At 68.9% G+C, this 15,796-nt stretch carries 15 protein-coding genes and 3 pseudogenes; 6 read left to right on the top strand and 12 right to left on the bottom strand.

What is annotated here, in order from left to right; translation table 11 throughout:
• Positions 1-55: 55 nt before the first annotated feature.
• The 4 genes from AB0L60_RS09740 to AB0L60_RS09725 all read left to right on the top strand — a co-directional run bounded on the left by AB0L60_RS09740 (position 56) and on the right by AB0L60_RS09725 (position 3,468).
• On the top strand, positions 56-493 hold the full coding sequence (locus AB0L60_RS09740; protein WP_364610050.1) for an Lrp/AsnC family transcriptional regulator: 438 nt from the start codon (positions 56-58) through the stop codon (positions 491-493).
• Between the two features lie 129 nt (positions 494-622).
• Positions 623-1,258, top strand: coding sequence for a precorrin-8X methylmutase (locus AB0L60_RS09735; RefSeq protein WP_364610047.1), 636 nt, complete (start codon positions 623-625; stop codon positions 1,256-1,258).
• The gene (cobJ, locus tag AB0L60_RS09730) at positions 1,255-2,886 is read left to right on the top strand and encodes a precorrin-3B C(17)-methyltransferase (RefSeq protein WP_364610044.1); all 1,632 of its coding nucleotides are present in this window, start codon (positions 1,255-1,257) and stop codon (positions 2,884-2,886) included. The genes AB0L60_RS09735 and cobJ overlap by 4 nt, the downstream gene beginning before the upstream one ends.
• 36 nt (positions 2,887-2,922) lie before the next feature.
• Positions 2,923-3,468, top strand: coding sequence for a PadR family transcriptional regulator (locus AB0L60_RS09725; RefSeq protein WP_364610041.1), 546 nt, complete (start codon positions 2,923-2,925; stop codon positions 3,466-3,468).
• A 12-nt stretch (positions 3,469-3,480) separates the two neighbouring features.
• Here AB0L60_RS09725 and AB0L60_RS09720 read toward each other — a convergent pair whose 3' ends face one another.
• The 5 genes and pseudogenes from AB0L60_RS09720 to cynR all read right to left on the bottom strand — a co-directional run bounded on the left by AB0L60_RS09720 (position 3,481) and on the right by cynR (position 7,083).
• Positions 3,481-4,227: a cobalt-precorrin-6A reductase gene (locus tag AB0L60_RS09720; protein WP_364610852.1), complete on the bottom strand. Its 747-nt coding sequence runs from the start codon at positions 4,225-4,227 to the stop codon at positions 3,481-3,483.
• Entirely contained in the window at positions 4,224-4,799 is a 576-nt protein-coding gene (locus tag AB0L60_RS09715; RefSeq protein WP_364610038.1) for a hypothetical protein, read from the bottom strand. The genes AB0L60_RS09720 and AB0L60_RS09715 overlap by 4 nt, the downstream gene beginning before the upstream one ends.
• A 197-nt stretch (positions 4,800-4,996) precedes the next feature.
• Positions 4,997-5,278, bottom strand: a pseudogene (locus AB0L60_RS09710) (aspartate/glutamate racemase family protein); the annotation flags it as partial.
• 41 nt (positions 5,279-5,319) lie between these two features.
• Positions 5,320-5,946: pseudogene (locus AB0L60_RS09705) on the bottom strand (cytosine permease); the annotation flags it as partial.
• A 249-nt stretch (positions 5,947-6,195) separates the two neighbouring features.
• Entirely contained in the window at positions 6,196-7,083 is an 888-nt protein-coding gene (gene cynR / locus AB0L60_RS09700) for a transcriptional regulator CynR (RefSeq protein WP_364610035.1), read from the bottom strand.
• A 209-nt stretch (positions 7,084-7,292) separates the two neighbouring features.
• On the opposite strand from cynR, the gene AB0L60_RS09695 reads away from it, so the two are divergent.
• Entirely contained in the window at positions 7,293-7,763 is a 471-nt protein-coding gene (locus tag AB0L60_RS09695) for a nuclear transport factor 2 family protein (protein ID WP_364610849.1), read from the top strand.
• Between the two features lie 87 nt (positions 7,764-7,850).
• Here AB0L60_RS09695 and AB0L60_RS09690 read toward each other — a convergent pair whose 3' ends face one another.
• On the bottom strand, positions 7,851-8,621 hold the full coding sequence (locus AB0L60_RS09690) for an isocitrate lyase/phosphoenolpyruvate mutase family protein (protein ID WP_364610032.1): 771 nt from the start codon (positions 8,619-8,621) through the stop codon (positions 7,851-7,853).
• Between the two features lie 134 nt (positions 8,622-8,755).
• Here AB0L60_RS09690 and AB0L60_RS09685 point away from each other — a divergent pair.
• Positions 8,756-9,097, top strand: a pseudogene (locus AB0L60_RS09685) (zinc-binding dehydrogenase); the annotation flags it as partial.
• A gap of 26 nt (positions 9,098-9,123) precedes the next feature.
• On the opposite strand, the gene AB0L60_RS09680 reads toward AB0L60_RS09685, so the two are convergent.
• The 6 genes from AB0L60_RS09680 to AB0L60_RS09655 form a co-directional block, all read right to left on the bottom strand.
• On the bottom strand, positions 9,124-9,762 hold the full coding sequence (locus AB0L60_RS09680) for a maleylpyruvate isomerase family mycothiol-dependent enzyme (RefSeq protein WP_364610029.1): 639 nt from the start codon (positions 9,760-9,762) through the stop codon (positions 9,124-9,126).
• Between the two features lie 181 nt (positions 9,763-9,943).
• Positions 9,944-10,675, bottom strand: coding sequence for an alpha/beta fold hydrolase (locus tag AB0L60_RS09675; RefSeq protein WP_364610026.1), 732 nt, complete (start codon positions 10,673-10,675; stop codon positions 9,944-9,946).
• 10 nt (positions 10,676-10,685) lie between these two features.
• The gene (locus tag AB0L60_RS09670; RefSeq protein ID WP_364610023.1) at positions 10,686-12,152 is read right to left on the bottom strand and encodes a UbiD family decarboxylase; all 1,467 of its coding nucleotides are present in this window, start codon (positions 12,150-12,152) and stop codon (positions 10,686-10,688) included.
• Complete coding sequence (locus tag AB0L60_RS09665; RefSeq protein ID WP_364610020.1) at positions 12,149-12,748, bottom strand: UbiX family flavin prenyltransferase; 600 nt, start codon at positions 12,746-12,748, stop codon at positions 12,149-12,151. Before AB0L60_RS09665 ends, AB0L60_RS09670 begins: the two co-directional genes overlap by 4 nt.
• Complete coding sequence (locus AB0L60_RS09660) at positions 12,733-14,049, bottom strand: M20/M25/M40 family metallo-hydrolase (protein ID WP_364610017.1); 1,317 nt, start codon at positions 14,047-14,049, stop codon at positions 12,733-12,735. Before AB0L60_RS09660 ends, AB0L60_RS09665 begins: the two co-directional genes overlap by 16 nt.
• Positions 14,046-15,785: an amidohydrolase family protein gene (locus AB0L60_RS09655; RefSeq protein ID WP_364610014.1), complete on the bottom strand. Its 1,740-nt coding sequence runs from the start codon at positions 15,783-15,785 to the stop codon at positions 14,046-14,048. The genes AB0L60_RS09660 and AB0L60_RS09655 overlap by 4 nt, the downstream gene beginning before the upstream one ends.
• Between the last annotated feature and the right edge of the window lie 11 nt (positions 15,786-15,796).

The raw sequence follows: 15,796 nt of genomic DNA, 5'->3' as shown, positions 1-15,796 counted from the left end.
AGCGGCGATTCGTTGCGTGCCGCCCATGCGTGCGCATGATTGCGAAAGAGGGAGCATGGACGAGCTGGACCGGCAGATCCTGGCGCATCTGCTCAAGCACGCGCGCGCCTCGTTCCAGGACATCGGCTCCGAGATCGGCCTGTCCGCGCCCGCGGTCAAGCGGCGGGTCGACAAGATGGTGGCGGGCGGGCAGATCAGCGGCTTCACCGCGGTGGTGAACCCGGCCGCGCTGGGGTGGCGCACCGAGGCGTATGTCGAAGTCTTCTACCGCGACAACATCTCCCCCGCCGAACTGCGCCGCAGCCTCGAACCCATTCCGCAGGTGGTCGGAGTGTGGACGATCGCCGGTGAGGCCGATGCCCTGGTGCACGTGATGGCCACCGATATGGCCGAGATCGAGGCGACCGTCGAGCGTATTCGCGAGAACGCGCGGGTCGGGCGCACCCGCAGCAATATCGTCATGTCCCGGCTGCTCGAACGGCCCCGCACCTGATCCGGCCCGGCCGTGAACGGTCCACTGTGCCAGCTGAACCCCGTCGCGAGGCGGTCCGAACCCGGTCGCCAGGTGCCGGCGCACGACCCGCTCAGCACGGCCCCGCCGGCGAAATCTAGGGTGGACCCCATGTCCGACGTGCGTGCCAGCTACCTCAAAGACGGGGCCGAGATCTATCGGCGCTCGTTCGCGACCATCCGGGCCGAGGCCGATCTGGCCCGGTTCCCGGCGGACGTGTCGCAGGTGGTGGTGCGCATGATCCATGCCTGCGGGCAGGTGGATCTGGCCGGTGACGTCGAGTTCAGCACCGATGTGGTGGCCAAGGCGCGGGCCGCGCTGCAGGGCGGCGCGCCGATTCTGTGCGACGCCAAGATGGTCGCCTCGGGCGTGACCCGCAAGCGGCTGCCCGCCGGCAACGACGTGCTGTGCCTGCTCGACGACCCCCGGGTGCCGGAGCTGGCCGCCCGCATGGACAACACCAGATCGGCTGCGGCGCTGGAACTCTGGAGCGACCGGCTGGACGGTGCGGTGGTGGCCGTCGGCAATGCGCCGACCGCGCTGTTCCACCTGCTGGACATGCTGGACGCGGGCGCGCCCCGGCCCGCCGCCGTGCTCGGCATTCCGGTCGGGTTCATCGGGGCCGCGGAATCCAAGCAGGCCCTCGCCGAATACGGCGGTGTCGAATTCCTGACCGTGCGGGGCCGGCGTGGCGGCAGCGCCATCACCGCCGCCGCCCTCAATGCGATTGCGAGCGAACAAGAATGAGCAAGCTCTGGGGTGTCGGGCTCGGGCCCGGCGATCCGGAACTGGTGACGGTCAAGGCCGCGCGGGTCATCGGCGAGGCCGATGTCATCGCCTTCCACAGCGCCCGCCACGGCCGCAGCATCTCCCGCGCCATCGCGGCCCCCTACATGCGTGCGGGTCAGCTCGAGGAGCACCTGGTCTACCCGGTGACCACCGAGACCACCGACCATCCGGGCGGCTATCAGGGCGCGATCGACGAGTTCTACGAGCGCGCGGCCGGGGTGCTGGCCGGCCATCTCGCCGCGGGCCGCACCGTCGCGCTGCTGGCGGCCGGTGACCCACTGTTCTACAGCTCGTTCATGCACATGCACCGCCGCCTGGCCGACCGTTTCGACACCGAGATCATCCCGGGCGTCACCTCGGTCAGCGCCGCCTCCGCAGCCCTGGGCACACCTCTGGTGGAAGGCGACCAGGTCCTCACCGTGCTGCCCGGCACCATGCCCACCGAGGAACTGACCCGCCGCCTGCGCGAAACCGACGCGGCCGCGATCATGAAGCTGGGCCGGACCTACCCCGGTGTCCGCCAGGCTCTTTCCGACTCCGGCCGCCTCGACGACGCCTACTACGTCGAACGCGCCAGCTCGTCCCGCCAGCGGGTGCTGCGCGCCGCTGAGGTCGACGAAGCGAGTGTCCCCTACTTCGCGATCACGATAGTGCCGGGCCCCGAACCCGCCACGCGGATCACGCTGACGGCCGACAGTGCGCCCACGTCCTCCGTAACAACCGGTGCCACTCCGGATTCCGGTATCACCTCCGCGACGAACGGCCGGCCGGGGACCGCGGCCGCCCACGCCCCCGCGGCGGCCGTCGCCGATGGCGAACCCCACGCGGCGCGATCGGGACAGGTCGGCGAGGTCGTGGTGGTGGGTCTCGGTCCGGGCGCGGAGGTGTGGACCACGCCGGAGGTTCGGCAGGCGCTGGCCGAGGCGACCGACATCGTCGGGTACACCACGTATGTGAACCGGGTGCCGGTGCGTCCGGGGCAGCGGCGGCACGCCAGTGACAATCGGGTCGAATCCGAGCGCGCCGGAATGGCTTTGGACATGGCCAAGCAGGGCGCGAAGGTCGTGGTCGTCTCGTCGGGCGATCCGGGCGTGTTCGCCATGGCGGCGGCGGTGATCGAGGAGTCGGCGGATCCGCAGTGGCGGGAGGTGCCGGTGCGGGTGCTGCCCGGCGTGACCGCGGCCAGTGCGGTGGCCAGCCGGATGGGTGCGCCGCTGGGGCACGATTTCGCCATGATCTCGCTGTCGGATCGGCTCAAGCCGTGGGAGACGGTGGCGCAACGGATTTCGGCGGTGGCGTCGGCGGATATGGCGTTCGCCGTGTACAATCCGGCGTCGTCGCAGCGCACCTGGCAGGTGGCGGCCATGCGCGATCTCGTGCTCGAGCATCGCAAGCCTCAGACGCCGGTGGTGGTCGGCCGCGATGTGGGCGGCCCGGCCGAGTCGGTGCGGGTGGTGACGCTGGCGGAGCTGGATCCGGCCGAGGTGGACATGCGGACCCTGTTGATCATCGGCGCGTCGACCACCACGGTGTTCGACGCGGCCGGTGGACCCCGGGTGTTCACGTCGCGCCGCTACGCAGACTAATATTCCACTGTAGAACGTAGGCTGGAAGGAGTGCCGGTGCCTGAAGACAATGCTCGACGCCCGCTCAACTCGACGGCCGCGTCCCTACTCGGATTCCTCCACCAGGGCGAACTGTCCGGGTGGGATCTGGTGGCGCTGGCCCAGGACCGCATCGGCGATTTCTGGACCATCACCCAGAGCCAGGTCTATCGGGAACTGGCCACCATGCATCAGCACGGACTGGTGGACAAGGGTGCGGCCGGCGCCCGCGACCGCACCCCCTACCGGATCACCGAGGACGGCCGCGAGGCCTTCGCCGAGTGGATCGCCCGCGATCCCGGCGCGGAGACCATCCGGGTGCCGCTGCTGCTGACCCTCTCCTTCGGCGAGTTCGTCGACCCCGAGCGGCTCGAACGCATCGTCGCAGCCGGCCGCACCGTCCATGAGCAGCGCCTGTCCGGCTATCTGTCCGGCCACGACGAGCAGCGCATGTCACCTTACGAGCGGGCCACCCTGGATTTCGGCATCCGCTACGAGCGTGCGGTGCTGGAGTGGTTCGATCGGCTGCCGGAGCTGCTCGACCGCACCAGCCGCCTGTCCTGAGCCCCGGCCGGCCTAGCTTCCCGTTCCACGCCGGGCGCGCAGCCAGTCCCAGGCCGCCGCAACGGTTTCCACCTGCTGCGCGCCCGCGGGCAGCGGCGGCCGGTCGATCATCACGACCGGGATGCCGAGCTCGCGCGCGGCGGTGAGTTTGGCCTCGGTCAGCGCTCCCCCGCTGTCCTTGGTCACCATGACGTCGATGCGCTGTCCGGTCAGCAGCGCGATCTCGTCGGCGACACTGAAAGGCCCACGGGCGAGCAGCAATTCGTGATCGACCGGCATCGCGCCGTCGGGCGGGTCGATGGCCCGGATCAGGAACCACGCGTCCGAGTGCGCGAACGCGGCCACGCCCTGGCGGCCGATGGTGAGGAAAACTCGTTTCCCCAGGGCCGCGGCGGCTTCCGCCGCGAGCGGCAGGTCCGGAACGCGCATCCATCGATCCCCGGGCCGCTCGGTCCATCCCGGCCGCCGCACGTGCAGCACCGGTATCCCCAGATTCGCGGCCGCGGCCGCGGCATTGGCGGTGATTCCCCCGGCGAACGGGTGCGTGGCATCCACCACGACCTCGATTCCATTGCCGCGCAACCACTCCCGGAGCCCGGCGACGCCCCCGAAGCCACCCACGCGCACCTGGCCGACCGGCAGCACGGGGTCGCGCACGCGCCCGGCGAGCGAGGACACGATATCGAATCCTCGCTCGCCCGACGCGATATCGGCGAGTTCCCGGGCTTCCCGGGTGCCGCCGAGAATCAGCGTTTTCAGGGCTGCCCGCTGAAATAGGCCGAGCCCGAGTCGATCAGCGGCTGTCCGCCGGCGATCAGCAGTCCGATGATCGCGCCGGGAACCGCGCCGATCCCGAACAGGAAGGCGCCCAGGATGCCGCCGATGATGCCGCCCAGCGCGGCGTGCTGCAGCTGAGCGAAGAAGTCGGACTGCGAGTCGATGTCCTTGGCGGTCGACACCGGCGCCGAGACCGGGGTCAGGGTCAGCTGGGTGCCCGCGGTGTCGATGGCGGCCGTGAGGCCGTACTGCTTGCCCGCCAGCGCGCCGTTCAGCGGCACCTGGGTCACCACATCGCCGGCCTGGTTCTTCAGGAACACGGTCTGGCCGGCCGCATCCAGGCTGAACCGGCCGCCGGTCACCTGGGTGACGATGTCGTTCGCGTCGGTGAGCGCCACGCTGTAATCGACGCCCTGCTGGCTGCCGTGCAGCGTCGACGGGGACTGCTCCACCGCCGGAGCGGGGTCGACGGGGACGGCGTAGCCGGTGCCCGCGGCGATACCGGTCGCGGCGGCGGCAATGAATGCGGTGGCCACGAACTTTGTGTACTTCATGGAAGTCATCGATCTCCAAATAGTCTGAATCGAACCCGATAACAATCGGGTCACGGGATTCACACTACCGTTGAGTTACGCACGTTTCACTCTGAATGCCTCGCGCGCGGAGCCGCTTTCATGCCAATGACCCATTTGAGCAGCGCACGGACGCGTGTATTCTCCGTCATATCGCCGGGAACGATACCGCGCGAGCGTCACGCGCGAAGGGTGGACAGCAGCTCGGCAGCGGCCCCCGGCAGCGGCCAGCCGGTGACCGTCTTCGGGCGCGGCGCCGCGAAGGTCCGCACCTTGGAGGTCGACAGACCCAGCGCGACAAGCGATTCCGCGAGCTTGACCGCAGCGCTCACGCCATCCACGACGGGCACGCCGCAGCGCTCGGCGATGCGGCGATCCAGGCCCGCCATGCCGCCGCAGCCCAGGCAGATGACCTCCGCGCCGTCCTCGCGGACCGCACGCTCGGCCTGGTCGACGACGGCGACCACCGCTGCTGCCGGCTCGAGCCGCCCGCCTCGGCGAAGACCCACACCGCGAGCGCGGCCATGGTGACGAGGATGACCGGACCGGCGAACGCCTCGTACCTGCGGATCATCTCCAGTCCCCGCTGCGCGAGGAAAGTCTGTACGGCCCACAGGGATCCGAAGGCGATCCAGCCGAGCGTCGACAGCCCGAGGATCGAGTTGTGGTCCCAATCCGCCGCACCGGGCGCGAGCGCGATGATCAGTACGCGCAGCACCAGCGAGGCCAGATAGGTCTGAATGCCGAACCACGCCACGGCGACACCACCGCGCAGCAGCGCCGGAATCTGCGCGCCCCGCACGCCGAACGCGATGCGGGTCATCACCGGGAACGGGACGCCGGTCCGGTAACCCATGAACCCGGTGATGCTGAGCAGCACGAATAGCAGCGCCGAGCCCAGGCCCAGCGCCACCAGGATCTGCCAGCCGCCCAGGCCGAGTGCGAACAGCCCCAGCGCGAAGCCGTAATTGCCCAGGCTGTGCACGTCATTCGCCCACAGGGTGAAGATGCTGTAGCCCGACCAGCGCCGGCCGGCCCGTCGGGCGGGAGCGAGGTCCCGGTTGTAGAGGCGGGTGCTCAGGCCGGGCGCGAAGGCGACGCCGGCCGCGTCCGCCGGGCGGGGAGGCACCGCGATCGCGCTGTCACCCACCGGCGATACGAGCTGGGCGGTGTCGTCGGGAACCAGCATGGGTAGATCCTCGATTTCGCATGGCGGAAGGAGTTTTCCAGCGCGGGCTGGCCTCCGAGTGTCTGTTGACACAACACCGATCGTCAATCGGCCCGCCCCGTCCCCTTCACCCTCACCATTGCCGTGACCGGCGGGTATAGACCACGCCGATGCCGGCCATCGGCAGAACGTCTGACCGGCAGGCGGGATTCACACGGCCTGGCGGGCGCTCCAGTCCCGGGCGAGCCCGAAGAAGGCGCGCGCGGCCGCGGTGCGATAGGCGCTCTCGCGGCAGAGCAGAACCGCGATCCGGGTCGGCAACGGCGGATCCAGCGCCACGGTCGTCAGGCGCGGATGGTCGCGGGCGATGCCGTCGGGCAGGATGGTGGCGAGTTCGGTGAGCTGAACCGCCTCGATGACGGCGTGAATCGAGTTGGCCTCCACCAGGATTCGCGGGCTCACGCCCTGCTCGCGAAAATAAGCGTCGATGTGCAGCCGGGTGACGAATTCCCGATTGAGCAGGGCGAGATCGTATTCGGCGAGCTTCGCCGCCGGCAGGCGCGAGCGCGCGGTCCGCCGATCGGCGCCGACCAGGCTCAGCGTCTCGGTGAACAGGGTGGCGGCCTCGATGCCCGGCAGGTGCCCGCCCGCGAATCCGATCCCGACGTCGATATCGTCGGCAAGCAGCCCGGATTCGATCACGTCCTGATTGGTCTCGCGAATATCGAGGGTGATCCCGGGATGCCGGGCGCGTAATTCGGCGATGAGCGGCCCGATCAGATAGGCCGCGAAGGTCGGGGTGTACGCCAGCCGCAGATGCCCGCGCGACAGATCCTCGACATCGTGCACCGCCCGATCGGCGGCATCGAGTTCGGCCAGCGCGAGCCGAGCATGCCGGGCATACACCTCCCCCGCGTCAGTCAGCCGGACAGCGCGCCCGGTCCGATCCAGCAGTGGCGCACCCACCAGCCGCTCGAGCTGCCGAATCTGCTGCGAGAGCGTGGGCTGCGAAACATGCAGATCCTCGGCAGCGCGTGTGAAACTCCCATGCTCGGCCACGGCGAGCAGATACCGCAGATGGCGCAGCTCAGGGGACACCCACCGAATATAGACCAAGCCAATCGGCCCATCCCCAGCTACGCCATAGTCGCTATAACCCCAGCTCACCCTGCCGGTGCGCGCCCCTTCCGCTATCCAACGGAAGGCAGCGTCGACCCGGCAGGCTCGAGGGCGTGACCGGTCCTACTCACCGGAACCGAATGGCGGAAGCGGTTGGTTCGGTGACGGGCGGGCTTAGTTTGAGCGGCATGAGGAATGAAGCCCTCGAGGCGATTCGGGCAGTCAAATATCGGTATCTGCGCACGCTGGATCTCAAGCTGTGGGATGAATTCGGCGACACTCTGTGCGAAGACGTCACCGCCGCGTATGGGTCGCCCTCCGGTGAGATGCCTGCGGAGTTCAAGGGCCGTGAGCAGATTGTGGAGTACATGCGTGGTGCGCTGGGCGGCAATATCATCACTGTCCACGTCGTGCATCATCCGGAGATCACTGTCGATGGCGAATCCGCCACCGGCAGTTGGTGTCTGGAAGACACCGTGATCTTTCCCGAACACAGCAGCATCATTCGAGGCGCCGCCTACTACAACGACACCTATCGCTGCGAGAACGGCGTCTGGCGGATCGAACGCACCGGTTACGAACGCATTTACGAATCCACCATGTCCACGGAAGGACTGCCCGGATACGCGCTCACGGCGAATCGCTGGGCACCCGCGTGACCCGGCCGCCACTCCGACCGGGCCATCACCGCGGCACAGTCGCCGATCAGGCTCCGGGATCCGCGTCAGCCAGGTGAGGGGTGCGGTTCAATCCTCTTCCGGCGGAGTGGGTATCAAGGTCGCGATGTCTCCATAGGTTGTGGCCGGTTCGACTCGGCCGCCGTCGCGGACCGTGCGCGCGGCGTTCACGGCCGCGTCGAGGGCGGCGCGGTAGAGGAGGGAACCGGTGCTGACGCGTTTGACGCCGAGACTTGCCAGTTCGGCGAGGGGGCGTTGGGCGAGGACGTTGAGCGGCACGGGAATCGCCCGGACCAGAGCGGTGATGTCGTCGTCGCGGATGGCGCCGGGCACGAAGATGCCGTCGGCGCCGGCGTCGACATAGCGGTGCGCGCGATCGAGGGTGGTGTCGTGGTCGCGGCCCAGCCAGTAGGTGTCGACGCGGGCATTGACGAACAGTCCGGGCGCACCGTCCTTGAGTCCGCGGACCAGGTCGGCGTGTGCACGGGCATCGCCCACCGCGTCCTCCACGTTCACCCCGGCGACGCCCAGGTCCCACAGTCGCGCCGCCAATTCGCGCGGGTCGGCGCCGAACCCGGATTCGATGTCGACGGTCACCGGGACCGGGAGCCGCACGAGTGCGCCTGCCAGCGCGAGGGTTTCGTGCAGCGTCGAACCGGCCTCGTCCGGCAGCCCGTGCGCCGCGGCCACACCGAGACTGGTGGTGCCGATCGCCGGGAACCCGTCCGCGACCAGCGCGGCCGCCGTAGCGAAATCCCAGGCATTGGGCAGCAGCAGCGGCTCGTCCTGATAGTGCAGCTGGTGGAAGCGCGAAATCGGCGGTACCGGAAGATCCAACATGATCATCACGTTAGAGCCGGAAAGGTTCGGCAGGCACCGAAGTGTCGCGGACGCGGAGTCAAACTCCCAGCCCGAATAGGCTCGCCCCGTCGGCAATCGCGGTGGACAGGGCGAATGCCGGAACCGATGCCGTATACGGCGACGACGTCGCGGACCGGATCAAGGCCGCCGCTCCTGAAGGTATCGACGCCTTCATCGGCACCTTCGGCAACGGGTATGTCGAGCTGGCCCTCGGCGTCGCGACCGAGCGGATCGACACCATCGCCGATTACGCCGCAGCCGCGCAGTACGGGGTGAAGACCGACGGCGGAGCGGAGGCCGGGCCCGGCGGCGCGATACTCGCCGAGCTGGCCGGCCTGATCGCCGACGGACACCTCGAAGTCCCGATCGCGAACGTCTACCCGCTGGCACAGGTCCGCGAGGCGTATACCGAACTCGAACGCCGCCACACCCGCGGCAAGATCGTCCTCAGGCCCTGGTCGTGGCGGAGTTCGAGACAGACTCAGAGACGACTGCGCAGCGTGGGTACGCCGGGTCCGGTGAGGTCGTCGCAATAGGCGGTTCGCCCCGCCATCGTCATGGTCAAGGCGATGGTCGTTCCGCTGACCAGCGGGCCGCTTCCGATGGCGAAGGGTCCGTCGGTCGCTTCGAGCCGCAGATCTTCGATAGCGCTGTGGCTGCGGACAGTGAAGTCCCGGCCGGCGAAGAACCGGGCCACCTCGGTGACGGCCTCGATCGACGGCTCACTCGGCAGGCCCAGTGGACGGCGGATGTCCTGGCCGTGGACGACCACCTCGCCGAGCCAGGCAGCCGTATGGCCGAACGGCGCGGTGGTGCTGGTGATGATCGCCCGGAACCGGTCCAACGTCTCCGCGGGAGTCGCGCCGCGATGCTCGGCCAGCCGCCGGGCATTGTGTTTCTCGAAGTCGAAGCGGGCCCCGAAAGCGCTGACCAGCCACCGGATTCGGCCGGTACTCGCCGCCGCAGTGAGGTGGGCGACGACCTCTTCCACCGTCCACTCTCCGCACAGCGACCGCACCGCCCACTGCCGATCGGTCAGATCGGCGAGATCATCGGCCAGCGCCGCACGTTCGGCGTGAGCCATGGCCCACAACTCGTCACGAGACATAGTGTTCGACACTCGAAATAACCTCCCGGCTCAGCGCAGCCTGCCGGTGAGAGCACGGTGATGGCCCGGCCATCGATCCGTCACCTCACAGCGGCATGGCTGCGGTTCGTTGTTCCTCCCTACTGACCGCGCCACTCGCCCAAACTCATCGGCCCACGCTAACGCCGAACGCGCACAGCGAGATGTCGCCGGGCTATCCCACGCGATCGGCGAAGTTCAGCAGGTACGCGGCCAGCGCGCCGGGAGCGGACAGGAATGGGGAGTGCCCGGTGGCCAGCGAGACCGTGTCGGTGATGCCGTCACGCCGGTAGAGGGTCTGCTGGACATCGGCGGGGAGGAGCGCGTCCTCCGACGTGATCACTCCCAATCGTGGGAGGGCCAGGTATCGGTCGGTGGTGTGGCCGATGCGGCTGGTGATGGTCGCGGTCGGCTCGGGGGTGAGCAGCCGGAGCGCGAGGGCGATATCGCTTGCGTCGCAGTCGCTGTAGAAGAATCGCGTGGCCGCCTCGTGCGCGATGTCGAAGGTCTCGGCGTCCGTATCGGCCAAGATGTGGGGACCCAGGGTCACCAGGATGTCCGCCAGGGCTGGATCGGTGGTGAGGGACTGCCCGCCCGCGACCACGTCGGCGGCGATGTAGGCGACCCCCGCGATCCGGTCCGCATAGCGTTCCGCGGCCGCCTTCACCGTGACACCGCCCATCGAGTGACCGACCAGAATCGCCTTGTCCGCCAGCGAATTCAGGACCGACCCCACGCGATCGAGATAGGCGGCACCGGTCAATCCCCTGGCCGGGGTGCGGTCCCTGCCGTGGCCCGGCAGGTCGGGTGTCACGACCGTGTGCCCCCGGGATTCGAGCAGCGCCACGATCTTGTACCAGCACCACGCGCCATGGCTCCCACCGTGAATCAGCACGAATGTACTCACGTCGAAGCCCTCAGTTCTTTCCGCGGAGGTCGATCGGGGTCAGGCTCCAGGCGTCGACGCGGTGCTTGATCCGGCGTTGGAGGTCTTCCGGATAGCTGGTCGCGAAGTCGCTTCGCAACGGAATGTCCTGTGGTGCAAGGTCGATCGGCCAGGTGCAATCGAACAGGACGTTCGCGCCGCCCGCCCCGAGGGCGCGGTGCGGGCCCGGTGGCAGGTAGGGCTGCAAGGGTGCGTTGTAGAAGCCGGGGTAGACGTGAATGTCCCGTGCCGGATGGCATTTGGCCACGATGGCGTGCAGGACCGCATCGGTGTCCATGGGGTCGACATCGGTGTTCACCACGATGACGTAGGGCGTGAGTTTGCTACCGGCCGCGTCGGACCAGATCGTGGCGGCGATGCGCTGCGGGAGTCCCGCGATCGGGGTGTCGGTCGAGACGACGACGGCCATCCCATTGCCGGCCCGGGGTACCCCGACCTTGTCGATGGGCAGTCTGGCCTGCAGCAGGGCGCGTTTGAAGTTCGCCGCCATCTGGATCTGCGGGAACACCATGTCCATCGGGATGCCCATGCTGCACGTCGGCAGGATCGCCCGGTGCCGATAGGTGACGGCGGTGACGCGCACGACCGGGGCCGGGGCCGGATCGGAGACCAGGTAGCCCGGGTATTCGGCGAACGGCCCCTCGGGCAGGACGTCACCCGGGGACACCGTGCCCTCGACCACGATCTCGGCATCGGCGGGGACGGTGAGATCGACGGTCTTGCACCGCACGAGTTCGACCGGGCGGCCGCGCATTCCGCCCGCGATGTCGACCTCCGAGACTCCGGGCGGCGCGCCCGGACCGCCCAGGATCGTGTAGAGCGGGTCACCGCCGAAGAACATGGCGTACGGCATGGGCCGGTCCTCGCGGTGGTAGGCGGCCATGATGCGGCCGCCGTGGTTGATCTGCGGATGCAGGGTGATCCCGAGCGCCCGGGGTCCGTGGATCATGCCCCGGTAGATGCCCCAGTTGGTCCAGTCGCTGTCGGGGTCCTTGGTGACGCTGACGCCGAAGGTGCCCAGATACCGGCCCCCGTCACCGGGGTGGCCGTGGATGGCGGGCAGTCCGGTGAGGTCCGCGTCGTCGCCGAGCAGGACGTTCTGCTGGCACTCCCCCTCCGCGACGACGACGGGTTCGGTGGTGCGGCCGAATCGTTCGCGATAGCAGTCGATGATGTCGTGCACATCGGTGTCGGCGGGCAGGCCGAGCGCGATCGCGACACCCGGGAAGGTCGCGAACATGTTGGCCGCCAGGCGCATTCCTGGAATCGAATCCTTGATGCGGCTGTATATCGGTCCGGGCAGCCCGGATTCGAGGAGGTGGCGGTTGATCGCGCCGGCCTCGAGATAGGGGTCGACGGGCTCGTCGATGCCATGCATCAGCCCCGCCACGGTGAGGGTGTCCAGAAATGCTCGGAAATCGGTGCGGGCGTGGTTCATCGGTCCTCTTCGGGAGTATGCCAGCGGGCGAAAAGGTGGTGGTCGATGCCGAATTGGTCGAGGATCTTGCCGGCGGTCTGGCGGAGCAGATCGTCGATGGTCCGGGGCCGGTGATAGAAGGCCGGCACCGGCGGCAGCACCGTCGCCCCGGCAAGGGTGACGGTCTCCATGTTCCGGATGTGGATCAGGTTGAGCGGTGTCTCGCGCACCGCCAGCACCAGGGGGCGGCGTTCCTTGAGGGTGACGTCCGCCGCCCGGGCCAGCAGGTTGTCGCCGTGTCCGGTGGCCACGGCCGCGAGCGTGCGCGCCGAACACGGCACCACGGCCATGCCCAGGGTCCGAAAGGATCCCGAGGAGATGGCGGCGGCCAGGTCGGCGGGGTGGTGGACGACATCGGCCAGCGCTGCCACCTCCTCGACGCTCGAACCGGTTTCGAGCCGGATGCAGCGCCGCGCCCCGTGCGAGATGACCAGATGCGTTTCCACCGCCCGGGATTCGGCGAGCGCGCGCAGCAGGGTGATGCCCAGCTGCGGCGCGCTCGACCCCGAGATACCGACGACAAGGCGGGGCCTGGGCGCGTTCAATCCGTCCCGCACCAGTCGATCGCGGCTATCGCGTATGTCTTTGCGGCACCGACCAGTTCGTCGATCGCGCACCGCTCGTCCACCGCGTGGGCCATGACCAGTGGGCCCGGCCCGAGTCCGACGGCGGGGATTCCGGCCGCGGTGAACCAGGTGAGATCGGTGGCCGACGGGAACGGCCGCACCTCGGGCGCACCCGCGAAGGCGGTGTCGAGCGTGGCCCGTTCACGAGCCGCGCACACCGTCCGGGTGAACGGATGATCCCCGTCGGTGCGCCCGCCGGGATAGTGCATGGGCCAGTCGATGCGCGGCGGGTTGGCGCGCAGCCAGGGGTCCTGCTGCGCGATGCCGGTGATCGTCTGCTCGATCTCCGACTGGATCTCGGCCACCGGCGCCGCCGGCGGATAGAAGATCGCGTAGTCGAGGGTGGTCTCGTCGGGAATGAACGCGACATTGCGGCTCCCGCGCGCACCGCCGTCGATCACATCGAGACCGATGGTGAACTGGCCCTTGTCGAACAGCGGATCGACCCGGCTCACTACCCACTCGTCCTCCAGCCGGCGCAACCCGTCGTGGATGCGCAGGGCCGCGTCGATCGCGCTGGCGGCAACCGGTTCGCCGGGATGCCCGGCCCGCATCCGGGACCGCATCGACGCGTGCGCCGCACGCCCGGTGACCGAGATGCGCATGACCAGCACGCCGGGAGTCGCGGGCATGACGGTCAGCGGGACGCGGGCGCCGGTGGGCTCGGCGATGATCGCCGCGTCCGCGCTGAAGCCACGCTCGAGAACCGCGGAGGTCCCCATGTGGTGTTCGAGATTCTCCTCGCCCGCCACGCCCTGCAGGATCAGGTCGCCGCGCAGCCGCACCCCGGCCTGCCGTAATGCCATGGCGGCGAAAGCCTGCGCGATCAGTCCGCCCTTCATGTCCACCGAGCCCCGGCCCCACACGTGGGTGCCGTCGACGAAGGCGGTGAACGGGTCGTGCGTCCACTGCGCGGTATCGTCGGCCGGAACGACATCGACATGACCGTTGAAGATCAGCGACCGCCCGCCACCACTACCCCGCAGCACCCCGACGACATTGTCGCGTCCCGGAGCCTTGCCGAACAGTTCGGTCTCCGCCCCGGCCTGCCGGTACAGTCCGGCAAGCAGCCCGGAGACCGCCGATTCGCCACCGACCAGGTCGTCGTAGTCCTGGTCCGGATAGCTGGGGTTCACGCTGCGGATGGCGATGGCCTCGGCGAGCGCGGCCACCAATTCGTCACGCAGGCCGTCGATCCGAGCGAGCACACGATCCGTTGCCCGGGCGTTCACGCGCGCACCTCCTGGGTCTCGGCGGCTGCGGCGAGATCGCCGCTGTCGTGGACGACCGTGCCGCCCAGATAGGTGCGCAGCACCTTGGTGCCCCGCAGATCGTCGATCGGGCATGTCACCGGGTCGCGGTCCACGATCACCACATCGGCGTGGTTTCCCGGTGCGAGAGAACCGATTCCGGGCCAGCCGAGCACCTTCGCCGCACCCGTGGTCCACATGCGCAGCGCGTCGACGCGGGACACCTTCTGGTCGGGTCCGTCATTGCGGTGGTCGCTGCCGGCGAAGCGGTGAGTGTGCGCGAGTTCGATTTGCTCCCATGGGTTCTTCGGTCCCCAATCCGATCCGCCCGCCAGGTCCAGGCCGCATTCGGTGAGCCGCTGCAGCGGTTCCAGGTCGCGCCAGACGTGCTCGCCCATCCGCTCGCCGTACATCGCGCCCTTCCCCCACGCGAAGCCCGCACTGGTGGTGACCTGGAAACCGAGGTCGGCGTAGCGGCGGGCCTGCCGCCGCGTGATCGTCATGGCGTGCTGCAGAATCCAGCGCCGGTCGCGAAAATCGTGTTCGCGCACCACGCGTTCGGCGATATCGAGGAAGTCGTCGTGCTCGCGGTAGGCGCCGAGGCACAGGTTCGCGCGAATGTCGTTGGCGGCGCAGAACCTGACGAACGCCTCCTCCTTCTCCAGCGACACGAAACGCACACCGCGCGTGGGACGGCCGAACGGGTCGGAGTAGGTCTCGTAGGTGGCGAAGTAGCCCGAGAAGCAGGGGCCGCCGGGGCTCAGGGTGAGTCCGTCGACGCGCAGCAGATCGTCGTCGAGATCCGAGGCCAGCTCGGCGAGGTGGCGTAGCCGGTCGTCGAACTCGGCGCCGGTCAGCGGATCGAACGGATAGAAGATGACCGACTCGGCATCCAGCGTCGCCTGGACGCGCAGGGTCAGCGCATCGGTGGCGCGCAGATGCCGGTACAGCGCAAGGTGTTCCGGTTCCATGGCGTGACCCTCGTACACGCTGGTCACCCCCTGCGCCGAGTAGCGGGCCATTTCCGTGGTCGTCCCGGCGACCGCGTTCGCCAGGTCCGGCGGTGGCAGTTTGGTGAGGATCTGACCCCAGAAGGGGTCGTAGGTGTAGTAGTTCGTCACGGGTCCGCGCAGGATTCCGGTCAGGTCGCCGGATTCGTTCTTCTCGATCTCGACATCGCAGACCCGGTCCGGGATGAACGCGGTGAGCCCGACGGCACGCAGCCCGGCGGTGTTGAACGCCACCACATTCGGCATGCGGGGCGCCCAGGCCTGGATGAGCACCGGATGAGCGTCGGTCGCGGTGTCGAGGGTCCACCGATCGGGCAGGCGACGCTCGAGCAGATCCCGCTCGGAACGGCGGATGAAGTAGTGCGGCTCGCCCACCGGCGTGCACATGATCCACTGCCCCGGCGGCGTGTCCGCGGCCTTGGCCCGGATCCGCGCCACGATATCCGCGTGATCGACCGCGTCGGTCAGATCCACCAGCCCGCCCGCCAGCATCCCGAAGTGCATGACGTGCGGGTGGGTGTCGATGAGTCCGGGCAGCACCACGCCGTCGCCGGCCTCGACGTGCCGGGCGTCCGGCCCGGCCGCCGCCCGCATGGTGTCGCGGTCTCCCACTGCCAGAACGCCTCCCCCGGACAGCACGAGTGCCTCGGCCTCCGGGGTGTTCGGATCGAGCGTGTGTACCCGCCCGGTGATGATCGTGTTGGTCATAGCCGTCCTCC

This window comes from Nocardia sp. NPDC051981, assembly GCF_040680715.1.
In the GTDB taxonomy this organism is placed as follows: domain Bacteria; phylum Actinomycetota; class Actinomycetes; order Mycobacteriales; family Mycobacteriaceae; genus Nocardia.
The sequence above is the reverse complement of the archived record's forward strand: the minus strand, read 5'-3'. Positions and strand labels throughout refer to the sequence as shown.

Bases quoted from the DNA above. Each gene is read 5' to 3' on its own strand.
- AB0L60_RS09740 (WP_364610050.1), top strand. From the start codon at position 56: ATGGACGAGCTGGACCGGCAGATCCTGGCGCATCTGCTCAAGCACGCG.
- AB0L60_RS09735 (WP_364610047.1), top strand. From the start codon at position 623: ATGTCCGACGTGCGTGCCAGCTACCTCAAAGACGGGGCCGAGATCTAT.
- AB0L60_RS09690 (WP_364610032.1), bottom strand. From the start codon at position 8,621: ATGTTGGATCTTCCGGTACCGCCGATTTCGCGCTTCCACCAGCTGCAC.
- AB0L60_RS09715 (WP_364610038.1), bottom strand. From the start codon at position 4,799: ATGAAGTACACAAAGTTCGTGGCCACCGCATTCATTGCCGCCGCCGCG.
- AB0L60_RS09655 (WP_364610014.1), bottom strand. From the start codon at position 15,785: ATGACCAACACGATCATCACCGGGCGGGTACACACGCTCGATCCGAAC.
- AB0L60_RS09670 (WP_364610023.1), bottom strand. From the start codon at position 12,152: ATGAACCACGCCCGCACCGATTTCCGAGCATTTCTGGACACCCTCACC.
- AB0L60_RS09695 (WP_364610849.1), top strand. From the start codon at position 7,293: ATGAGGAATGAAGCCCTCGAGGCGATTCGGGCAGTCAAATATCGGTAT.
- cobJ (WP_364610044.1), top strand. From the start codon at position 1,255: ATGAGCAAGCTCTGGGGTGTCGGGCTCGGGCCCGGCGATCCGGAACTG.